Annotated in this window: 10 protein-coding genes, 1 tRNA gene and 3 rRNA genes; 9 read left to right on the forward strand and 5 right to left on the reverse strand. The window is 39.0% G+C overall.

Annotated features, from left to right (window positions below; genetic code table 11):
• Positions 1-70 precede the first annotated feature (70 nt).
• The 7 genes from aceE (at position 71) to rrf (ending at position 11,643) form a co-directional block, all read left to right on the forward strand.
• Positions 71-2,737: a pyruvate dehydrogenase (acetyl-transferring), homodimeric type gene (gene aceE, locus KGI96_RS01335; RefSeq protein ID WP_211599128.1), complete on the forward strand. Its 2,667-nt coding sequence runs from the start codon at positions 71-73 to the stop codon at positions 2,735-2,737.
• A gap of 96 nt (positions 2,738-2,833) precedes the next feature.
• Positions 2,834-4,447 (forward strand): pyruvate dehydrogenase complex dihydrolipoyllysine-residue acetyltransferase, encoded by a 1,614-nt coding sequence (gene aceF, locus KGI96_RS01340; protein WP_211599129.1) that lies wholly within the window; start codon positions 2,834-2,836, stop codon positions 4,445-4,447.
• 91 nt (positions 4,448-4,538) lie between these two features.
• The gene (gene lpdA / locus KGI96_RS01345) at positions 4,539-5,963 is read left to right on the forward strand and encodes a dihydrolipoyl dehydrogenase (RefSeq protein WP_211599130.1); all 1,425 of its coding nucleotides are present in this window, start codon (positions 4,539-4,541) and stop codon (positions 5,961-5,963) included.
• A gap of 420 nt (positions 5,964-6,383) precedes the next feature.
• Positions 6,384-7,924: ribosomal RNA gene (locus KGI96_RS01350) — 16S ribosomal RNA — on the forward strand.
• A gap of 86 nt (positions 7,925-8,010) precedes the next feature.
• Positions 8,011-8,086 (forward strand) — tRNA-Glu (locus KGI96_RS01355).
• A 266-nt stretch (positions 8,087-8,352) separates the two neighbouring features.
• Positions 8,353-11,366, forward strand: a 23S ribosomal RNA gene (locus KGI96_RS01360).
• A 161-nt stretch (positions 11,367-11,527) separates the two neighbouring features.
• A 5S ribosomal RNA gene (gene rrf / locus KGI96_RS01365) occupies positions 11,528-11,643 on the forward strand.
• The 16S, 23S and 5S rRNA genes sit together here with 1 tRNA gene alongside, the layout of an rRNA operon.
• 269 nt (positions 11,644-11,912) lie before the next feature.
• Here the strand turns inward: rrf and KGI96_RS01370 are convergent.
• Complete coding sequence (locus tag KGI96_RS01370; protein ID WP_211599365.1) at positions 11,913-12,728, reverse strand: Cof-type HAD-IIB family hydrolase; 816 nt, start codon at positions 12,726-12,728, stop codon at positions 11,913-11,915.
• A gap of 112 nt (positions 12,729-12,840) precedes the next feature.
• Positions 12,841-13,407, reverse strand: a complete 567-nt coding sequence (efp, locus tag KGI96_RS01375; protein ID WP_090923181.1) for an elongation factor P — start codon at positions 13,405-13,407, stop codon at positions 12,841-12,843.
• Between the two features lie 118 nt (positions 13,408-13,525).
• On the opposite strand from efp, the gene epmB reads away from it, so the two are divergent.
• Complete coding sequence (epmB, locus tag KGI96_RS01380; RefSeq protein ID WP_211599366.1) at positions 13,526-14,533, forward strand: EF-P beta-lysylation protein EpmB; 1,008 nt, start codon at positions 13,526-13,528, stop codon at positions 14,531-14,533.
• A 56-nt stretch (positions 14,534-14,589) separates the two neighbouring features.
• On the opposite strand, the gene pgi is transcribed toward epmB, so the two are convergent.
• Positions 14,590-16,230: a glucose-6-phosphate isomerase gene (gene pgi / locus KGI96_RS01385; protein WP_211599367.1), complete on the reverse strand. Its 1,641-nt coding sequence runs from the start codon at positions 16,228-16,230 to the stop codon at positions 14,590-14,592.
• 233 nt (positions 16,231-16,463) lie between these two features.
• Between pgi and KGI96_RS01390 the strand changes: the two genes are divergently transcribed.
• Positions 16,464-17,339 carry an ORF6N domain-containing protein gene (locus tag KGI96_RS01390; RefSeq protein WP_211599368.1) on the forward strand — a complete coding sequence of 292 codons (876 nt, stop codon included), beginning with the start codon at positions 16,464-16,466 and terminating at the stop codon, positions 17,337-17,339.
• A 58-nt stretch (positions 17,340-17,397) separates the two neighbouring features.
• On the opposite strand, the gene ubiK is transcribed toward KGI96_RS01390, so the two are convergent.
• Complete coding sequence (gene ubiK, locus KGI96_RS01395) at positions 17,398-17,646, reverse strand: ubiquinone biosynthesis accessory factor UbiK (RefSeq protein WP_211599369.1); 249 nt, start codon at positions 17,644-17,646, stop codon at positions 17,398-17,400.
• 93 nt (positions 17,647-17,739) lie between these two features.
• Positions 17,740-19,242 carry a ribosome biogenesis GTPase Der gene (gene der / locus KGI96_RS01400; protein WP_090923171.1) on the reverse strand — a complete coding sequence of 501 codons (1,503 nt, stop codon included), beginning with the start codon at positions 19,240-19,242 and terminating at the stop codon, positions 17,740-17,742.
• Positions 19,243-19,326 lie beyond the last annotated feature (84 nt).

Below are 19,326 nucleotides of genomic sequence, written 5' to 3' on the forward strand. Positions count from 1 at the left end.
TTCGTCGAATAATATGTTTTGTTAAAAAAATGTTATTCGGTTGTAATTAATAAACCCATAGGAATAAAGTATGTCAGAAAATATCAAAAATGACGTAGATCCAATTGAAACAAATGATTGGTTACTTGCAGTTAATTCATTAGTAAAAGCGGAAGGCACGGAGCGTGCTCAATTTATTATTGAACAAGTGATTCAGCAAGCACGTGAAAATGGTGTTGCTGTTTCTTCTGGTTGTACCACTCCTTATATCAATACTATTGATGTGGCAGATGAACCAACTTATCCAGGGAACTTAGAACTTGAACGCCGTATTAGTAGTGCAATCCGTTGGAATGCGATTATGATGGTGTTAAAAGCAGGTAAAAAAGATCTTGAATTAGGCGGACATATTTCTTCTTATCAAGCCGCAACAACAATTTACGAAGTAGCATTTAACCACTTTTTCAGAGCAAGAAATGACAAAGATGGTGGCGATTTGGTGTTCTTTCAAGGTCACTCTGCTCCAGGTATCTACGCTCGTGCATTTGTTGAAGGTCGTTTAACAGAAGAACAAATGAATAACTTCCGTCAAGAAGTGGGCGGTAAAGGTTTATCTTCATATCCACACCCTAAATTATTACCAGAATTCTGGCAGTTTCCAACGGTTTCTATGGGATTAGGTCCTGTAAATGCCATTTATCAAGCACGTTTCTTAAAATACTTACATAACCGTGGCTTAAAAGATACGACTGAGCAAAAAGTCTATGCGTATCTTGGCGATGGTGAGATGGATGAAATCGAATCAAAAGGTGCATTAACCCTTGCTGGTCGTGAGAATTTAGATAACTTAATTTTTGTGGTTAACTGTAACTTACAACGTTTAGATGGTCCCGTAAACGGTAATGGTAAAATTGTTCAAGAATTAGAAGGTTTATTCAGCGGTGCTGGCTGGGAAGTGATCAAAGTAATGTGGAGCAGACGTTGGGATAAATTATTTGAAAAAGATGCGTCAGGAAAATTAGCACAGCTGATGATGGAAGTGGTTGATGGTGATTACTTAACATTCAAATCAAAAGACGGTGCTTATGTGCGTGAGCATTTCTTTAATCGCTACCCTGAAACTGCGGCATTAGTTGCTGATATGACAGATGATGAAATTTGGCGTTTAACTCGTGGTGGACACGATACTATTAAAATGTATGCCGCTTATCATAAAGCTCAGACAGTAGGTAAGCCAGTTGTGTTATTAGTGCAAACTATTAAAGGTTATAAAATTGAAGAAGCACAAAGTAAAAATGTCGCACACCAAACTAAAAAAATGTCTGAGCATAGCTTACGTTCATTCCGTGATTATTTTGATCTTCCTGTTAAAGATGAAGAGATTGAAAACTACCCTTATGTGAAATTTGAAGAAGGTTCAGCAGAATATGAATATCTGCACAAACAACGTCAAAATTTAAAAGGTTATGTGCCAACACGTTTACCTAAATTTACCACGGAATTTAATATTCCAACTTTAGAAGAATTTGCACCATTATTAGAAGAACAGAAACGTCCAATTTCAACCACAATGGCATTTGTACGTTTCTTAAATACTTTATTGAAAGATAAAGGTATTGGTAAAAATATCGTGCCAATTTTAGCGGATGAAGCACGTACATTTGGTATGGAAGGTTTATTCCGTCAAGTGGGTATTTATAATCCTAAAGGACAACTTTATACTCCATCAGATCGTGAACAAGTTGCCTACTACAAAGAAGCCGCTGATGGTCAAGTATTGCAAGAAGGTATCAATGAATTAGGTGCAACATCGTCTTGGTTAGCCGCTGCAACATCATATTCAACCAATAATTTACCAATGATCCCATTCTTTATCTATTATTCAATGTTTGGTTTCCAACGCGTCGGCGATTTGATGTGGGCAGCGGGCGATCAACGAGCAAGAGGATTTATGATTGGCGGAACTTCTGGTCGTACAACACTGAATGGTGAAGGTTTACAACACGAAGACGGTCACAGCCATATTCAATCATTAACTATTCCTAACTGTGTTTCTTATGATCCTGCTTACGTTTATGAAGTAGCGGTAATTATGCAAGACGGTTTACGTCGTATGTATGGTGACCAAGAAGACGTGTTCTACTACATCACTACTTTAAACGAAACTTACGATCAACCAGCAATGCCACAAGGTGCAGAAGAAGGTATCCGTAAAGGTATCTATAAATTTGAAACCATTGAAGCAGAAGGTCAGACGAAAGGCAAAGTGAAAGTTCAGTTATTAGGTTCTGGTGCAATTTTCCGTCACGTACGTGAAGCAGCACAAATTCTTGCAAATGATTACGGTATTTCTTCTGATGTATATAGTGTACCATCATTTACAGAAGTGGCTCGTGAAGGTAATGATGTAACACGCTGGAATTTATTGCACCCAGAAGCAGAAGCAAAAGTACCTTACATTGCTCAAGTAATGAATAATGCACCAGCCGTAGCCGCAACAGATTATATGAAACTCTTTGCTGAACAGGTACGTGCCTTTATTCCAGCATCAAGCTATGCGGTATTAGGTACAGATGGTTTTGGTCGTTCAGATAGCCGTGAAAACTTACGAGATCACTTTGAAGTTGATGCTCACTATGTTGTGATTGCTGCCTTAACAGAGCTTGCAAAACAAGGGAGTATTGAGAAAAAAGTAGTTTCAGAGGCAATTGCTAAATTTGGTATTAATGCTGAAAAAGCAGACCCATTTTACGCATAATTCATAAAATTATAGTAAAACCAAGCGGTAAGATTGAGCATAAAATTTGCAAATTTTACATAAGAACTTACCGCTTAAATATTTAAGGAATATACAATGGCAAAACAAATTCAAATTCCAGATATTGGTGGTGATGAAGTTACTGTTACAGAAATAATGGTAAAAGTAGGCGATACCATCGAAGTGGATCAATCAGTAATTAACGTTGAAGGCGATAAAGCATCAATGGAAGTACCAGCACCTGAAGCGGGTGTGATAAAAGAAATTCTTGTAAAAGAAGGTGATGCAGTAACAACGGGTAGCCCAATGTTAGTGTTAGAATCTGCTGACACAGTACCTACACCAGCAGAAGAACCAAAAGCAGAAACACCAGTAGCTACACCTGTGACAACAGCATCAGCAGTCGTTGATGTAAACGTACCTGATATCGGTGGTGATGAAGTAACCGTAACTGAAATTATGATTAAAGTTGGTGACAGTGTTGAAGTCGATCAATCAATCTTAAACGTTGAAGGCGACAAAGCCTCAATGGAAGTACCTGCACCAATGGCGGGTGTGGTTAAAGAAATTTTAATTGCCGAAGGCGATATGGTTTCTACCGGTAAATTAGTGATGCGTTTTGAAACTTCTGCACCAGCAACGGTAGAAACACCAGCTCAACCACAAGCAGCACCAACAGAAGCACCAAAACAAGAAGCAGCACCTGCACCAGTAACTTCTTCTGCGAAAAATGAATCTGGTTTAAGCCAAGATAAAGTAGAAGAAAGTGCAAGTTTTGCTCACGCAACACCAGTGATTCGTCGTTTAGCACGTGAGTTTGGGGTAAACCTAGATAACGTGAAAGGTACAGGTCGCAAAAACCGTATTGTGAAAGAAGATTTACAAGCTTATGTGAAAAATGCGGTTCAAGTATTTGAAAACAAAGCATCAGGTAAAGCAGGCAAAGGCGTGGCAGACGGTTCTGGTTTAGGTTTATTACCTTGGCCAAAAGTTGATTTCAGCAAATTTGGGGAAACCGAAGAAGTTGAATTAGGTCGTATCCAAAAAATCTCAGGGGCAAACTTACACCGTAACTGGGTAATGATCCCTCACGTAACACAATGGGATAAAGCGGATATCACAACCCTTGAAGCATTCCGTAAAGAGCAAAATGCTTACTTACAAAAAACCAAACAAGACGTGAAAATCACGCCACTTGTATTCATTATGAAAGCTGCCGCAAAAGCGTTAGAAGAATTCCCTCGCTTTAACAGTTCACTTTCAGAAGATGGTCAGCGTTTAACACTTAAAAAATACGTAAATATTGGTATCGCCGTAGATACACCAAACGGCTTAGTGGTACCAGTATTTAAAAATGTGAATAACAAAGGTATTTTGGAGCTTTCTCGTGAAATTTCAGAAATCTCTAAAAAAGCACGTGAAGGAAAACTCACTGCATCAGATATGCAAGGCGGCTGCTTTACTATTTCAAGTTTAGGAGGAATTGGTGGTACTCACTTTACTCCAATTGTAAATGCACCAGAAGTGGCGATTTTAGGTGTATCAAGATCTGAAATGACACCAGTATGGAACGGTAAAGATTTTGAACCACGTTTAATGCTACCATTATCATTATCTTACGATCACCGAGTGATTGACGGTGCTGATGGTGCGAGATTTATTACATTCTTAAGTAGTGTATTGGCAGATTTACGCCGTTTAGCAATGTAGAATAATAAAAGAAGCGGTAAGATCACAGCAAAAATTTGCAAATTTTTAGTATTATCTTACCGCTACACAACCTATTGATAAAGAGGTTAATATGAGTAAAGAAATTAAAACACAAGTTGTGGTATTAGGTGCAGGTCCAGCAGGTTATTCAGCTGCTTTTCGTTGTGCAGATTTAGGTTTAGAAACTGTGATTGTTGAACGTTATTCAACACTTGGTGGTGTATGTTTAAACGTAGGTTGTATACCATCAAAAGCATTACTTCACGTTGCAAAGGTAATTGAAGAAGCAAAACATATTGAGCGTAACGGCATCACATTTGGCGAGCCAAAAATTGATTTAGATAAAGTGCGTGAAGGTAAAGAAAACGTTGTTTCTAAATTAACAGGTGGTCTTGCAGGAATGGCAAAAGCACGTAAAGTAACGATTGTTGAAGGTTTAGCTTCTTTTACTGATCCGAATACATTAGTGGCACGTGATCGTAAAGGGAATGCAACAACGGTTAAATTTGATAATGCCATTATTGCAGCGGGTTCTCGTCCAATCCAATTACCTTTTATTCCACACGAAGATCCTCGAGTTTGGGATTCAACGGATGCTCTTAAACTAAAAGAAGTACCAAAACGCCTATTAATAATGGGTGGTGGCATCATTGGTTTAGAAATGGGAACAGTGTATCAATCACTAGGTTCAGAAGTAGATGTAGTAGAAATGTTTGATCAAGTGATCCCTGCAGCAGATAAAGACATCGTGCAAATTTATACCAAACAGGTTGAGAAAAAATTCAAATTAATGCTCGAAACCAAAGTGACAGCGGTTGAGGCAAAAGACGATGGTATTTACGTTACAATGGAAGGTAAAGCCTGTAACGATACAAAACGTTATGATGCTGTATTAGTTGCCATTGGTCGTACACCAAATGGTAAATTAATTGATGCTGGTAAAGCGGGTGTTGAAGTGGATGAACGTGGTTTTATCAATGTAGATAAACAACTACGAACCAACGTACCACATATTTTTGCTATCGGTGATATCGTAGGGCAACCAATGTTAGCACACAAAGGGGTTCACGAAGGTCATGTTGCCGCAGAAGTGATTGCAGGGAAAAAACATTATTTTGATCCTAAAGTTATTCCTTCAATCGCTTATACTGAACCAGAAGTGGCTTGGGTTGGTAAAACTGAGAAAGAGTGTCGTCAAGAAGGCTTAAACTTTGAAGTGGCTAAATTCCCTTGGGCTGCATCAGGTCGTGCGATTGCCTCTGAATGTTCAGAAGGAATGACAAAACTTATCTTTGATAAAGATACCCATCAAGTACTTGGTGGTGCGATTGTTGGTGCTAATGGTGGAGAATTATTAGGCGAAATTGGTCTTGCGATTGAAATGGCGTGTGATGCGGAAGATCTTGCACTTACTATTCACGCACATCCAACGCTACACGAATCAGTTGGATTAGCCGCGGAAGTATTTGAAGGATCAATCACTGACTTACCGAATCCAAAAGCGAAGAAAAAATAATAATTTTTTTTGATATAAGCTAAAACGTCCTAATATCAGGACGTTTTTTGTTTTTAGGGAAGAAATTTTATTTCATCACAGTTAGAAATAGCGGTCACATTTTAATAAAAATTTACAAAAAACATTCAAATTGAATTAAAAAACATCGGATAGCAAAAAAATTAAATATTTTTCCAAAAAGTACTTGCGTCGCCTTTAAAAATCTCTATAATACGCCACACACAACGACGCACTGTTGTGAAAGATTTTGCTAGGTGCGTCGTTGTTTTTTGCTCTTTAACAATTTATCAGACAATCTGTGTGGGCACTTGTTGATTGACTTATTTGAAAAAAATATTTGAAATAAAGAAGTCTTAATAAGTGTCACTGAAAATTTATTTAATAAAAATTCTATGTCAGTTTATTGAGCGATTAAACTTTTAATTGAAGAGTTTGATCATGGCTCAGATTGAACGCTGGCGGCAGGCTTAACACATGCAAGTCGAACGGTAACAGGAGAAAGCTTGCTTTCTTGCTGACGAGTGGCGGACGGGTGAGTAATGCTTGGGAATCTGCCTTGTGGAGGGGGATAACTACGGGAAACTGTAGCTAATACCGCGTAATATCGAAAGATTAAAGTATGGGATCTTCGGACCATATACCACGAGATGAGCCCAAGTGAGATTAGGTAGTTGGTGAGGTAAAGGCTCACCAAGCTGACGATCTCTAGCTGGTTTGAGAGGATGACCAGCCACACTGGAACTGAGACACGGTCCAGACTCCTACGGGAGGCAGCAGTGGGGAATATTGCACAATGGGGGAAACCCTGATGCAGCCATGCCGCGTGAATGAAGAAGGCTTTCGGGTTGTAAAGTTCTTTCAGCGATGAGGAAGGGTTTGTATCTAATAGGTGCAAACATTGACGTTAGTCGCAGAAGAAGCACCGGCTAACTCCGTGCCAGCAGCCGCGGTAATACGGAGGGTGCGAGCGTTAATCGGAATAACTGGGCGTAAAGGGCACGCAGGCGGTTGTCTAAGTCAGATGTGAAAGCCCCGAGCTTAACTTGGGAATTGCATTTGAGACTGGGCGACTAGAGTCCTCTAGGGAGGGGTAGAATTCCACGTGTAGCGGTGAAATGCGTAGAGATGTGGAGGAATACCGAAGGCGAAGGCAGCCCCTTGGAGAGAGACTGACGCTGAGGTGCGAAAGCGTGGGTAGCAAACAGGATTAGATACCCTGGTAGTCCACGCTGTAAACGATGTCAATTTGGGGGTTGGGCTTTAAGCCTGGCGCCCGTAGCTAACGCGATAAATTGACCGCCTGGGGAGTACGGCCGCAAGGTTAAAACTCAAATGAATTGACGGGGGCCCGCACAAGCGGTGGAGCATGTGGTTTAATTCGATGCAACGCGAAGAACCTTACCTACTCTTGACATCCATAGAAGAGACTAGAGATAGTCTTGTGCCTTCGGGAACTATGAGACAGGTGCTGCATGGCTGTCGTCAGCTCGTGTTGTGAAATGTTGGGTTAAGTCCCGCAACGAGCGCAACCCTTATCCTTTGTTGCTAGCAGGTAATGCTGAGAACTCAAAGGAGACTGCCAGTGATAAACTGGAGGAAGGTGGGGACGACGTCAAGTCATCATGGCCCTTACGAGTAGGGCTACACACGTGCTACAATGGCGTATACAGAGGGCGGCGAACCAGCGATGGTAAGCGAATCTCAGAAAGTACGTCTAAGTCCGGATTGGAGTCTGCAACTCGACTCCATGAAGTCGGAATCGCTAGTAATCGCGAATCAGAATGTCGCGGTGAATACGTTCCCGGGCCTTGTACACACCGCCCGTCACACCATGGGAGTGGGTTGTACCAGAAGTAGATAGCTTAACCTTCGGGAGGGCGTTTACCACGGTATGATTCATGACTGGGGTGAAGTCGTAACAAGGTAACCGTAGGGGAACCTGCGGTTGGATCACCTCCTTACCTGAATAAGCGACAATGAGTGCTCACACAGATTGTTTGATAGAGAAATAAGAGACAAAAGAGAGATAAGAGTATCTCTAAATGTTGTCCCCATCGTCTAGAGGCCTAGGACATCGCCCTTTCACGGCGGTAACGGGGGTTCGAATCCCCCTGGGGACGCCATTTAAAGATATTTATTATCTTATTGTTCTTTAAAAAATTGGAAACAAGCTGAAAACTGAAGACTTTCAAGTTCAGAAGACAGAGTATGGAAGACAGATGACAGGAATTAAAACTGTAATTTGTTAAAGTGGCTGTTTTTTGAGAAGAAGTCTGAGTAAGAAACTAAAAAATAGTATGTTGAACAAAAGCAACATACGAACTTGAGTTGTTTAATGTAACAACGTTAGGTTTTCTTTGATTTATTTTAAGAATACTTGAGGTTGTATGGTTAAGTGACTAAGCGTACACGGTGGATGCCTTGGCAATCAGAGGCGAAGAAGGACGTGCTAATCTGCGATAAGCTTGGAAGAGTTGATAAGAAACGTGATAATTCCAAGATTTCCGAATGGGGAAACCCAATAGGTGAAGAACCTATTATCAATGACTGAATACATAGGTCATTGAAGCGAACCGGGAGAACTGAAACATCTAAGTACCCCGAGGAAAAGAAATCAACCGAGATTCTGTGAGTAGCGGCGAGCGAAAGTGGAAGAGCCAGTTAGTTTTAGCATTAGTATTAAGAGAATGAGTTGGGAAACTCAATCAAAGAGGGTGATAATCCCGTATCTGAAAATACAATTGTGGAACTAAGCTAACGATAAGTAGGGCGGGACACGTGATATCCTGTTTGAAGATGGGGGGACCATCCTCCAAGGCTAAATACTCCTGATTGACCGATAGTGAACAAGTACTGTGAAGGAAAGGTAAAAAGAACCCCTGCGAGGGGAGTGAAATAGAACCTGAAACCGTGTACGTACAAGCAGTAGGAGCAACTTCGAGTTGTGACTGCGTACCTTTTGTATAATGGGTCAGCGACTTATATTTTGTAGCAAGGTTAACCGAATAGGGGAGCCGTAGGGAAACCGAGTCTTAACTGGGCGTTTAGTTGCAAGGTATAGACCCGAAACCCGGTGATCTAGCCATGGGCAGGTTGAAGGTTGGGTAACACTAACTGGAGGACCGAACCGACTAATGTTGAAAAATTAGCGGATGACTTGTGGCTGGGGGTGAAAGGCCAATCAAACCGGGAGATAGCTGGTTCTCCCCGAAATCTATTTAGGTAGAGCCTTGAGCGGACACCTTTGGGGGTAGAGCACTGTTTCGGCTAGGGGGCCATCCCGGCTTACCAACCCGATGCAAACTCCGAATACCAAAGAGTGATACTCAGGAGACACACGGCGGGTGCTAACGTTCGTCGTGAAGAGGGAAACAACCCAGACCGCCAGCTAAGGTCCCAAAGTCTATATTAAGTGGGAAACGAAGTGGGAAGGCTTAGACAGCTAGGATGTTGGCTTAGAAGCAGCCACCATTTAAAGAAAGCGTAATAGCTCACTAGTCGAGTCGGCCTGCGCGGAAGATGTAACGGGGCTCAAATATAGCACCGAAGCTGCGGCATCAGGCGTATCACAAATACGCCTTATAATTTACGATTGACGGCTTTCACGAAGTGAAAGACGTCCAAGCGTTCCATACGTCGAGTTGGAATAAAGTAAGGATTGAGGAATATTTGTGATACGCCTGTTGGGTAGGGGAGCGTTCTGTAAGCGGATGAAGGTGAATCGAGAGGTTTGCTGGACGTATCAGAAGTGCGAATGCTGACATAAGTAACGATAAAACGAGTGAAAAACTCGTTCGCCGGAAGATCAAGGTTTCCTGTCCAACGTTAATCGGGGCAGGGTGAGTCGACCCCTAAGGCAAGGCTGAAAAGCGTAGTCGATGGGAAACGGGTTAATATTCCCGTACTTGTAATAACTGCGATGTGGGGACGGAGAAGGTTAGGTTATCAGGGTATTGGATATCCCTGTTTAAGCCGGTAGGTGGGAATTCTAGGCAAATCCGGAATTCTGTATAACACCGAGAAGTGATGACGAATCTCTAAGGAGATGAAGTAACTGATACCACGCTTCCAGGAAAAGCCACTAAGCATAGGTTATTATAAATCGTACTGTAAACCGACACAGGTGATCAGGTAGAGAATACTCAGGCGCTTGAGAGAACTCGGGTGAAGGAACTAGGCAAAATAGCACCGTAACTTCGGGAGAAGGTGCGCCGGCGTAGATTGTAGCCCTTTACGGGTGAAGGTTGAACCGGTCGAAGATACCAGCTGGCTGCAACTGTTTATTAAAAACACAGCACTCTGCAAACACGAAAGTGGACGTATAGGGTGTGATGCCTGCCCGGTGCTGGAAGGTTAATTGATGATGTAATCGAAAGAGAAGCTTCTGATAGAAGCCCCAGTAAACGGCGGCCGTAACTATAACGGTCCTAAGGTAGCGAAATTCCTTGTCGGGTAAGTTCCGACCTGCACGAATGGCATAATGATGGCCAGGCTGTCTCCACCCGAGACTCAGTGAAATTGAAATCGCCGTGAAGATGCGGTGTACCCGCGGCTAGACGGAAAGACCCCGTGAACCTTTACTATAGCTTGACACTGAACCTTGAATTTTAATGTGTAGGATAGGTGGGAGACTTAGAAGTAGCAACGCCAGTTGTTATGGAGTCAACCTTGAAATACCACCCTTTAACGTTTGATGTTCTAACGAAGCACCCGAAACGGGTGTTCGGACAGTGTCTGGTGGGTAGTTTGACTGGGGCGGTCTCCTCCCAAAGAGTAACGGAGGAGTACGAAGGTTTGCTAATCACGGTCGGACATCGTGAGGTTAGTACAATGGTATAAGCAAGCTTGACTGCGAGACGGACATGTCGAGCAGGTACGAAAGTAGGTCATAGTGATCCGGTGGTTCTGAATGGAAGGGCCATCGCTCAACGGATAAAAGGTACTCCGGGGATAACAGGCTGATACCGCCCAAGAGTTCATATCGACGGCGGTGTTTGGCACCTCGATGTCGGCTCATCACATCCTGGGGCTGAAGTAGGTCCCAAGGGTATGGCTGTTCGCCATTTAAAGTGGTACGCGAGCTGGGTTTAGAACGTCGTGAGACAGTTCGGTCCCTATCTGCCGTGGGCGTTGGAGAATTGAAAGGGGCTGCTCCTAGTACGAGAGGACCGGAGTGGACGCATCACTGGTGTTCCAGTTGTTTCGCCAGAAGCATTGCTGGGTAGCTACATGCGGAATAGATAAGTGCTGAAAGCATCTAAGCACGAAACTAGCCTTGAGATGAGTTCTCCCAATCTATAAGATTGTAAGGGTTGTTTGAGACTAAGACGTAGATAGGCAGGGTGTGTAAGCGTTGTGAGACGTTGAGCTAACCTGTACTAATTGCCCGAGAGACTTAACCATACAACACTCAAGTGTTTTTGTTTCAGAAGACAGAGGACGGAAGACAGAAGACTGTAAGGTTGGAGTTTGAAGTTTAAGAAAGTTAAAGTAGAAGCTTGTTTTTAATTTAGAGAACATAGAGTTAGTGTTATGTAGAAGTGACATTAACAGAAAAGAATATTCCTGATGGCCATAGTGCAGCGGAACCACCTGATTCCATACCGAACTCAGAAGTGAAAAGTTGTAACGCCGATGGTAGTGTAGGGTCTCCCTATGTGAGAGTAGGACACCATCAGGGTTTTATAAGAAGGAAGAGCCGTAACTAGAAATAGTTACGGCTTTTTTGTATTTAAAAGACAATGAAAATGGGGTATAAAGGACAAAAATGGATAGAAATTGAGGCTTGATTTTAAATCAATTTTTGACTATTTTTGGAGATAGGATTCAAGGACAACCCTGAACCCTATTTTTAGAACTTACACAGTTTGTGGCATAGTGTCGATATTAGCTTTCCACTTTAGGTTTTGTTCCCAATTTATCTAGTATTTCATAGCTTTGTTGCTTTAATTAGTAAAACAATTTCTGTAAGTAGTGTGCCACTGCTTCGTCTTTATTTGAACCAATAATTTCGTTTTGAGGGAGTTTGATTTTTAAATTTTGATCTGCATTACTCATAATACAGCCTTTACCTACTCTTGAGATCATTTCAATATCATTTAATCCATCTCCAAATGCAATACAATCTGCCATAGTATAACCTTTTAATTTAACTAATTTTTCAAGAGCATTGGCTTTACAAACCCCTTTATTCATTACTTCTAAACAATAAGGTAATGAGCGAGTAATTTGTACTTGGTTACTATATTGTTGAATAATATATTGTTCAATTTGGTTTAAGTCATCTGCTTGTTTTGCTATATAACATATTTTTTCAGTTTGTTTACTATGGTGTGTGGCAAAATTAACGACTTTATAACAGTAGCCAGATTCTATATGAAACTGTTTTAATTCTGGTATATCACGATTAATAAACCAATTATCACCTTGATAACTATTAATACATACTTTTGTTTCATCAAAATCAATATTCATTAATTCAAAAGCAATTGTTTCAAGCAGATATTCGTTAGATAAAACCTCACCAGATAATTTATTTGTTCTCGCTCCATTTGAGGTAATTAACATTGCATCATCAAGATTAATTTTACTAATAATGTGTTTTACATCAGGATAATTTCGTCCTGTTGCTAAAAAAATATCTACACCTTTTTGAGCCAGCTGTTCAAGAATCTCAGTAGTAAAATTACCTATTTTATGATGAGTATTAAGAAGTGTTCCATCTAAATCTGAAACAATCGCTCGGAATGGGAGTGAATTTAACATATAAAATCCTTTTAAAAGGAATCAACATCAAAGAGCACGAATAGAAATACTCGTGCTATATTTTTTGTTTAATAAAAATAAAGTTGAGTATTTTCATACTCAACCTAAAAAACTATTTTACACGAGATACATATTCACCAGAACGAGTATCTACTTTTATGACTTCTCCAATCTGGATAAATAATGGAACTCGAACTACAGCACCAGTACTTAAGGTTGCTGGTTTGCCACCTGTTCCTGCGGTATCACCTTTCAAACCTGGATCTGTTTCAATTACTTCTAATTCAACAAAGTTTGGAGGTGTAACTACAATTGGGCTATCATTCCATAAAGTAATCACACAATCAGCTTGATCTACAAGCCATTTGTCATTATCCGCCACAGCTTTTGCATCGGCAGCAATCATATCAAATGTTTCTGGGTGCATAAAATACCAAAAATCTTCATCTTTATATGAATAATTATAGTTAGTATCCATTACATCTGCCGCTTCCACTGTTGAACCTGATTTAAAGTTGATTTCTAAAACCTTACCTGAAATCAATTTACGAATTCTTGTACGAGTAAAAGCTTGTCCTTTTCCTGGTTTTACAAATTCATTTTCAACGATGGTGCAAGGTTCACCGTCTTGAATAAATTTAAGACCTGGTTTGAAATCAGTTGTACTATAAGTTGCCATTTTATCCTCAAAATTAACTATCTAAATATATAAAAATTTATTATTAATACTATCTTAGTTTATACAGCTAGTATAAACTTTATGCTTTTGGAATGAAAGCTAAAATATTAACGTATATATGATACATCAAAATATAAAAATTGGCGAAAAAAAACCGCTATGGTTACAGGATTTAGCACAAGCATTTAATGATCCTATCGATCTCTTAAACTATTTAGAGTTCGATCCTAAAGAGTTTGAACAAGATTTATTAGCTCGCAAACTCTTTGCAATGCGAATACCACGTCCTTTTGCCCAAAAGATGCAAAAAAAAGATAAAAATGATCCACTATTTTTACAGGCGGTCACATCTTTTGAAGAATTTACAAAAATGGAAGGATTTACTACCGATCCACTTGAAGAGCAGGAATCTCCCGCACCTAATATTTTACATAAATATCATAACCGACTGTTATTTATGATAAAAAATAGTTGTGCTATTAATTGTCGTTACTGCTTTCGTCGTCATTTTCCTTATGATGAAGTAAAAAATGGAAAAACGGTATGGGTAGAAAGTTTAAACTATATTCGAGAGCAGAGTGAGATCGAAGAAGTCGTGCTATCTGGAGGTGATCCGATGATGGCAAAAGATGAAGAATTTGATTGGCTGATCACTCAATTAGAAAAGATAACTCACATTAAAACACTGCGTATTCACTCTCGTGTACCAGTGGTTATTCCAAATCGAATTACTGAAAAATTATGCGATATATTTAAACAAACTCATTTAAATATTGTATTAGTTACCCATATCAATCACGCAAATGAAATAGATGAATATTTCGCAGAAAAAATGAAAATGTTACGTGATACGAATGTCACTTTACTTAATCAATCGGTATTGTTGAAAGGAGTAAACGATGATGCAAAAATTCTTAAAGCATTAAGCGATAAATTGTTTTCTATGTCTATTTTACCTTACTATCTACACGTATTAGACAAGGTTGAAGGAGCAAGTCATTTTTATATTGATGATAATCAAGCCTTTAAGATTTATAAGGAGCTACAACGTATTTCATCTGGCTATCTTGTGCCAAAGCTCGCAAGAGAAGAAGCGGGAAAACCAAATAAAACACTACTTGGATAATGAGCATAAAAAAGCCTCAACTATTTTAATATAATTGAGGCTTATTATTTAAATAATTAACGCCAAGCCTTAAACTGATTGATCAAGCCATTGGTTGAACTATCGTGGCTTGCGATCGTTTCATCATTTTCAAGTTCTGGGAGAATACGGTTCGCTAATTGTTTACCTAATTCTACGCCCCATTGGTCAAAGCTATAAATGTTGAAAATAACGCCTTGTACGAAAATTTTGTGTTCGTACATCGCAATCAATGCCCCTAAGCTATAAGGTGTGATTTTTTGTACTAAAATTGAGTTGGTTGGACGGTTACCTTCAAACACTTTAAATGGTACGATTTCCGCCACCTCTTCAAGAGTTTTACCTGCATCTAAAAATTCTTTTTCAACTACTTCTTTTGATTTACCAAAAGCCAACGCCTCAGTTTGTGCGAAGAAGTTTGAAAGTAATTTGCTGTGATGATCCGACACGTTATTATGTGTTTGTGCTGGTGCAATAAAATCACAAGGAATAATTTTTGTGCCTTGATGAATTAATTGATAGAACGCGTGCTGACCGTTTGTACCAGGTTCGCCCCAAATAATTGGACCAGTTTGGTGTGTCACCACTTTGCCATCACGTCCTACATATTTACCATTTGATTCCATATTTCCTTGTTGGAAGTAGGCCGCAAAACGATGTAAATATTGGTCGTAAGGTAAAATAGCTTCCGTTTCAGCCCCTAAGAAATTGCTGTTCCAAATACCAATTAAGGCTAAAAGTGTTGGGATATTTTGCTCAACAGGTGCAGTTAAGAAATGCTGATCCATTTTATGCGCCCCTTCAAGCAACTGCTCGAAGTTTTCAAAACCAATAGATAACGCAATAGAAAGCCCGATTGCTGACCATAATGAATAACGTCCGCCAACCCAGTTCCAGAATTCAAACATATTTTCAGTATCAATACCAAATTTTGCCACTTCGGTTGCATTGGTTGAAAGTGCCACAAAGTGTTTCGCTACCGCACTTTCCTCTTTCGCACTGGCTAATAACCAATCACGTGCTGAATGTGCGTTTGTCATTGTTTCTTGTGTCGTAAAGGTTTTTGACGCCACTAACACAAGAGTCGTTTCAGGGTTACATTTTTTCAAAGTTTCTGCAATGTGCGTACCGTCCACGTTAGACACAAAGTGCATTGTTAAATGATTTTTATATGGACGTAACGCTTCGGTAACCATATAAGGACCTAAATCTGAACCACCGATACCAATGTTAATCACATCAGTAATCGCTTTATTCGTATAACCTTTCCACTCGCCAGAAATTACACGCTCACAAAAACCTTTCATTTTTGCCAACACAGCATTTACTTCTGGCATTACATCACTACCGTCCACCATAATTGGCGTATTGGCACGGTTACGCAATGCGGTATGCAACACGGCACGATCTTCGGTACGGTTAATTTTTTGACCTGAATACATCGCTTGTTTTGCAGATTCAAGCTGACACTCATCGGCTAATTTATATAATAAATCTAAGGTTGTTTGATTGATCGCATTTTTTGAAAAATCCACTAACATTTGATCTTCAAATTGACGTGAATAACTATCAAAACGCTGACTATCCTGTGCGAACAACTCTGCAATCGTTAAATTTTCTGCTTTATGTTGCTCTAATTGAGTCCACGCAACCGTTTGAACTGGATTGATATTTTTCATTTATTTTCCTTATACGAGATTTAATATTGAAATTGGTACTTATATTTTGATAGTGCGTAATTTTATCCGAATTAAAGCATAATTGTAAGGTATTAATTCAATCATCATTCTTCTTTTGATGAAATGATTATCGTATAGAATCAAAAAGTAAAAATGCGACGATGATCGCAAAACTAAAAAAATATTTTTTGAGCTTTTAGATATACTGTCATTAAAAAATTAAGGATAATCCGATGAATAAAATGGCTGAACACTTTGATATTAAATCCAAAATCTATACCATAAGAAATAAACAAGTAATGCTAGATAGAGATCTCGCCTCACTTTATGGCGTAGAACTCAAAAGATTAACAGAACAAGTTAAAAGAAATATTGCTCGATTTCCTGAACATTTTAGATTTCAACTCACTCAACAAGAATATGAAAACTTGAAGTCGCAATTTGCGACTTCAAGTTTTGAATTAGAAAATAAACACGGTGGAGACAGACATATTCCCTATGTTTTTACCGAACAAGGTGTGTCAATGCTAAGTGCTGTTTTAAGAAGTAGTACAGCAATAGAAGTTAGCATAAAAATAATTGATAGCTTTGTTACAATGAGAAAATTTATTTCTCAAAATGGCGATATTTTTAAACGAATTGAAACACTAGAACAAAGCCAACTTATTACCAACACGAATATTGATAAAATTTTCAAAGCCCTAGAAAATAAAGATCCTATTCAACAGCAAGGTATTTTCTTTAATGGTCAAATTTTTGATGCACATAAATTTGTATCTGATTTAATTAGAAAATCACAAAAACACATTGTACTCATTGATAACTATATTGATGATTCAACTTTGACACTTTTTCAGAAAAACCAAAGTATAGGTGTCACTATTTATACTCATTCAATTAACAAAACCTTAAAACTTGATTTAGAAAAATATAATCAGCAATACAAAAAGATAGACATTCAAATTAATAAAAATTTTCACGATAGATTTTTAATTATTGATGATAAAGAAATTTACCTTATCGGTGCAAGTTTAAAAGATTTGGGTAAAAAAGTGTTTGGGTTTTCATTACTAAAGGATATTGACGTGAATTTTTATAAAAAAATATAGACAGGGCATACCCCATCTATATATTAAAATTTGTAAATTCTACAAAAAATCTACCCGCTTATTTCTGCTCTGCTGAATTTATTTCATCCAAACGTTTTTCTAATTCATTTAATTTTTCACGGGTACGCAATAAAACCTGTGATTGCACATCAAATTCTTCACGAGTCACCACATCTAATTTTGATAATTGCGCTTGTAAAATTTGTTTGAATTTTTCTTCTAAATCACTACCCACATTTTTTAAGCCTTGCGGTAATGAATTATGAAGTTGTTGAGCGATATTTTCTAATTTTTTAGGATCTAACATTCTTTTCTCCTTACTTAATTTGAGAGATAAGCGGTTACATTCTTGTAAAAATTTACAATTAACGTACCGCTTACCTTTTTCGTTCTTTACTTTTTATTTTTTGCTTTTCTTAATAAACTTCATCAAACGCTTACGTTTTCTTAATTGGTTTGGTGTTAATTTATTACGTTTACCTGCAAAAGGATTTTCCCCTTCTTGGAATTGAATACGAATTGGCGTACCAATTACTTTCAGACTTTTACGGAAATAGTTTGATAAATAACGTTTATAAGAATCTGCTAATTTTTCTACTTGGTTGCCGTGTACCACAATGATCGGCGGATTGTAACCACCGGGGTGAGCATACTTTAATTTCACTCGGCGACCATTGACCAATGGAGGTTGATGATCATCAATGGCAATTTTTAAGACACGAGTCAGCATAGATGTCGTCATTTTTTGGGTTGCACAACCATAAGCCTCTTTAATTGAACCAAATAAACTACCCACACCACTGCCGTGCAATGCAGAAATAAAATGCACTCGAGCAAAATCAATAAAATTTAAACGGCGATCCAGTTCTGATTTTACAAATTCTTTATCATCGTGGCTCATTCCATCCCATTTATTGACCACAATCACAAGTGAACGTCCTGCATTTAAAATAAAACCTAACAGTGATAAATCTTGATCTGAAATACCATCACGTGCATCAATGGTTAATAACACCACATTCGCATCTTGAATGGCTTTTAAGGTTTTAATAACAGAGAATTTTTCAACCGCTAAATTGACCTTTCCACGCTTACGTACACCAGCAGTATCAATAATAGTGTATTTCTGATCATCGCGTTCCATTGGGATGTAAATACTATCACGTGTTGTACCCGGTAAATCATAAACCACCACACGATCTTCACCCAAAATTCGGTTAGTTAAGGTTGATTTCCCTACATTTGGACGACCAACAATTGCAATTTTAATATTTTGATCATATTCTTGCTCTTCGTTTAACGCTTCATCTAATAATGCCGTATCTTCTTCATTATTAAAATCAAAATCACGTTCCCATTCATCAATTTCTTGGCTTTCTACTTCTTCCGCTTCAACGCCTTGTTCAACCTTTTCAGCCAAAGGAATAAGTACTTGTTCGATAAGTTGGTTTACGCCACGCCCTTGTGATGCGGCAATTTGTTCAATTTCGCCTAAGCCCAGTTGATAAAATTCGGCACAATGTGAATTTGCATCAATACCATCAACTTTATTTGCTACCACAACAGTCGTTTTTTCACGAGCTCGCAAATATTGTGCAATACCAATATCAGCAGGCACCAAACCCGCTCGGGCATCCACCATAAAGAAAACAACATCGGCTTCATCAATCGCAAGTAACGATTGTTCCGCCATTTTTTCTTCCACGCCCTCTTCCGTACCGTCAATACCGCCAGTATCAATTACGATAAAATCGTGTCCATTGATATGAGCTTGACCATATTTACGATCTCGGGTTAAACCGGGAAAGTCTGCAACTAACGCATCACGAGTACGGGTTAAGCGATTAAAAAGTGTGGATTTCCCCACATTTGGACGCCCAACGAGCGCAATAACAGGAGTCATATAGATTTTTACCTTTATAGTTTATTTAATAGTTCGACATTATAACAAAAATCACTGAAGTATATACGACCATTTTAAGATTTT

This window comes from Phocoenobacter atlanticus subsp. cyclopteri (assembly GCF_018343795.1).
Classification (GTDB): domain Bacteria; phylum Pseudomonadota; class Gammaproteobacteria; order Enterobacterales; family Pasteurellaceae; genus Phocoenobacter; species Phocoenobacter atlanticus.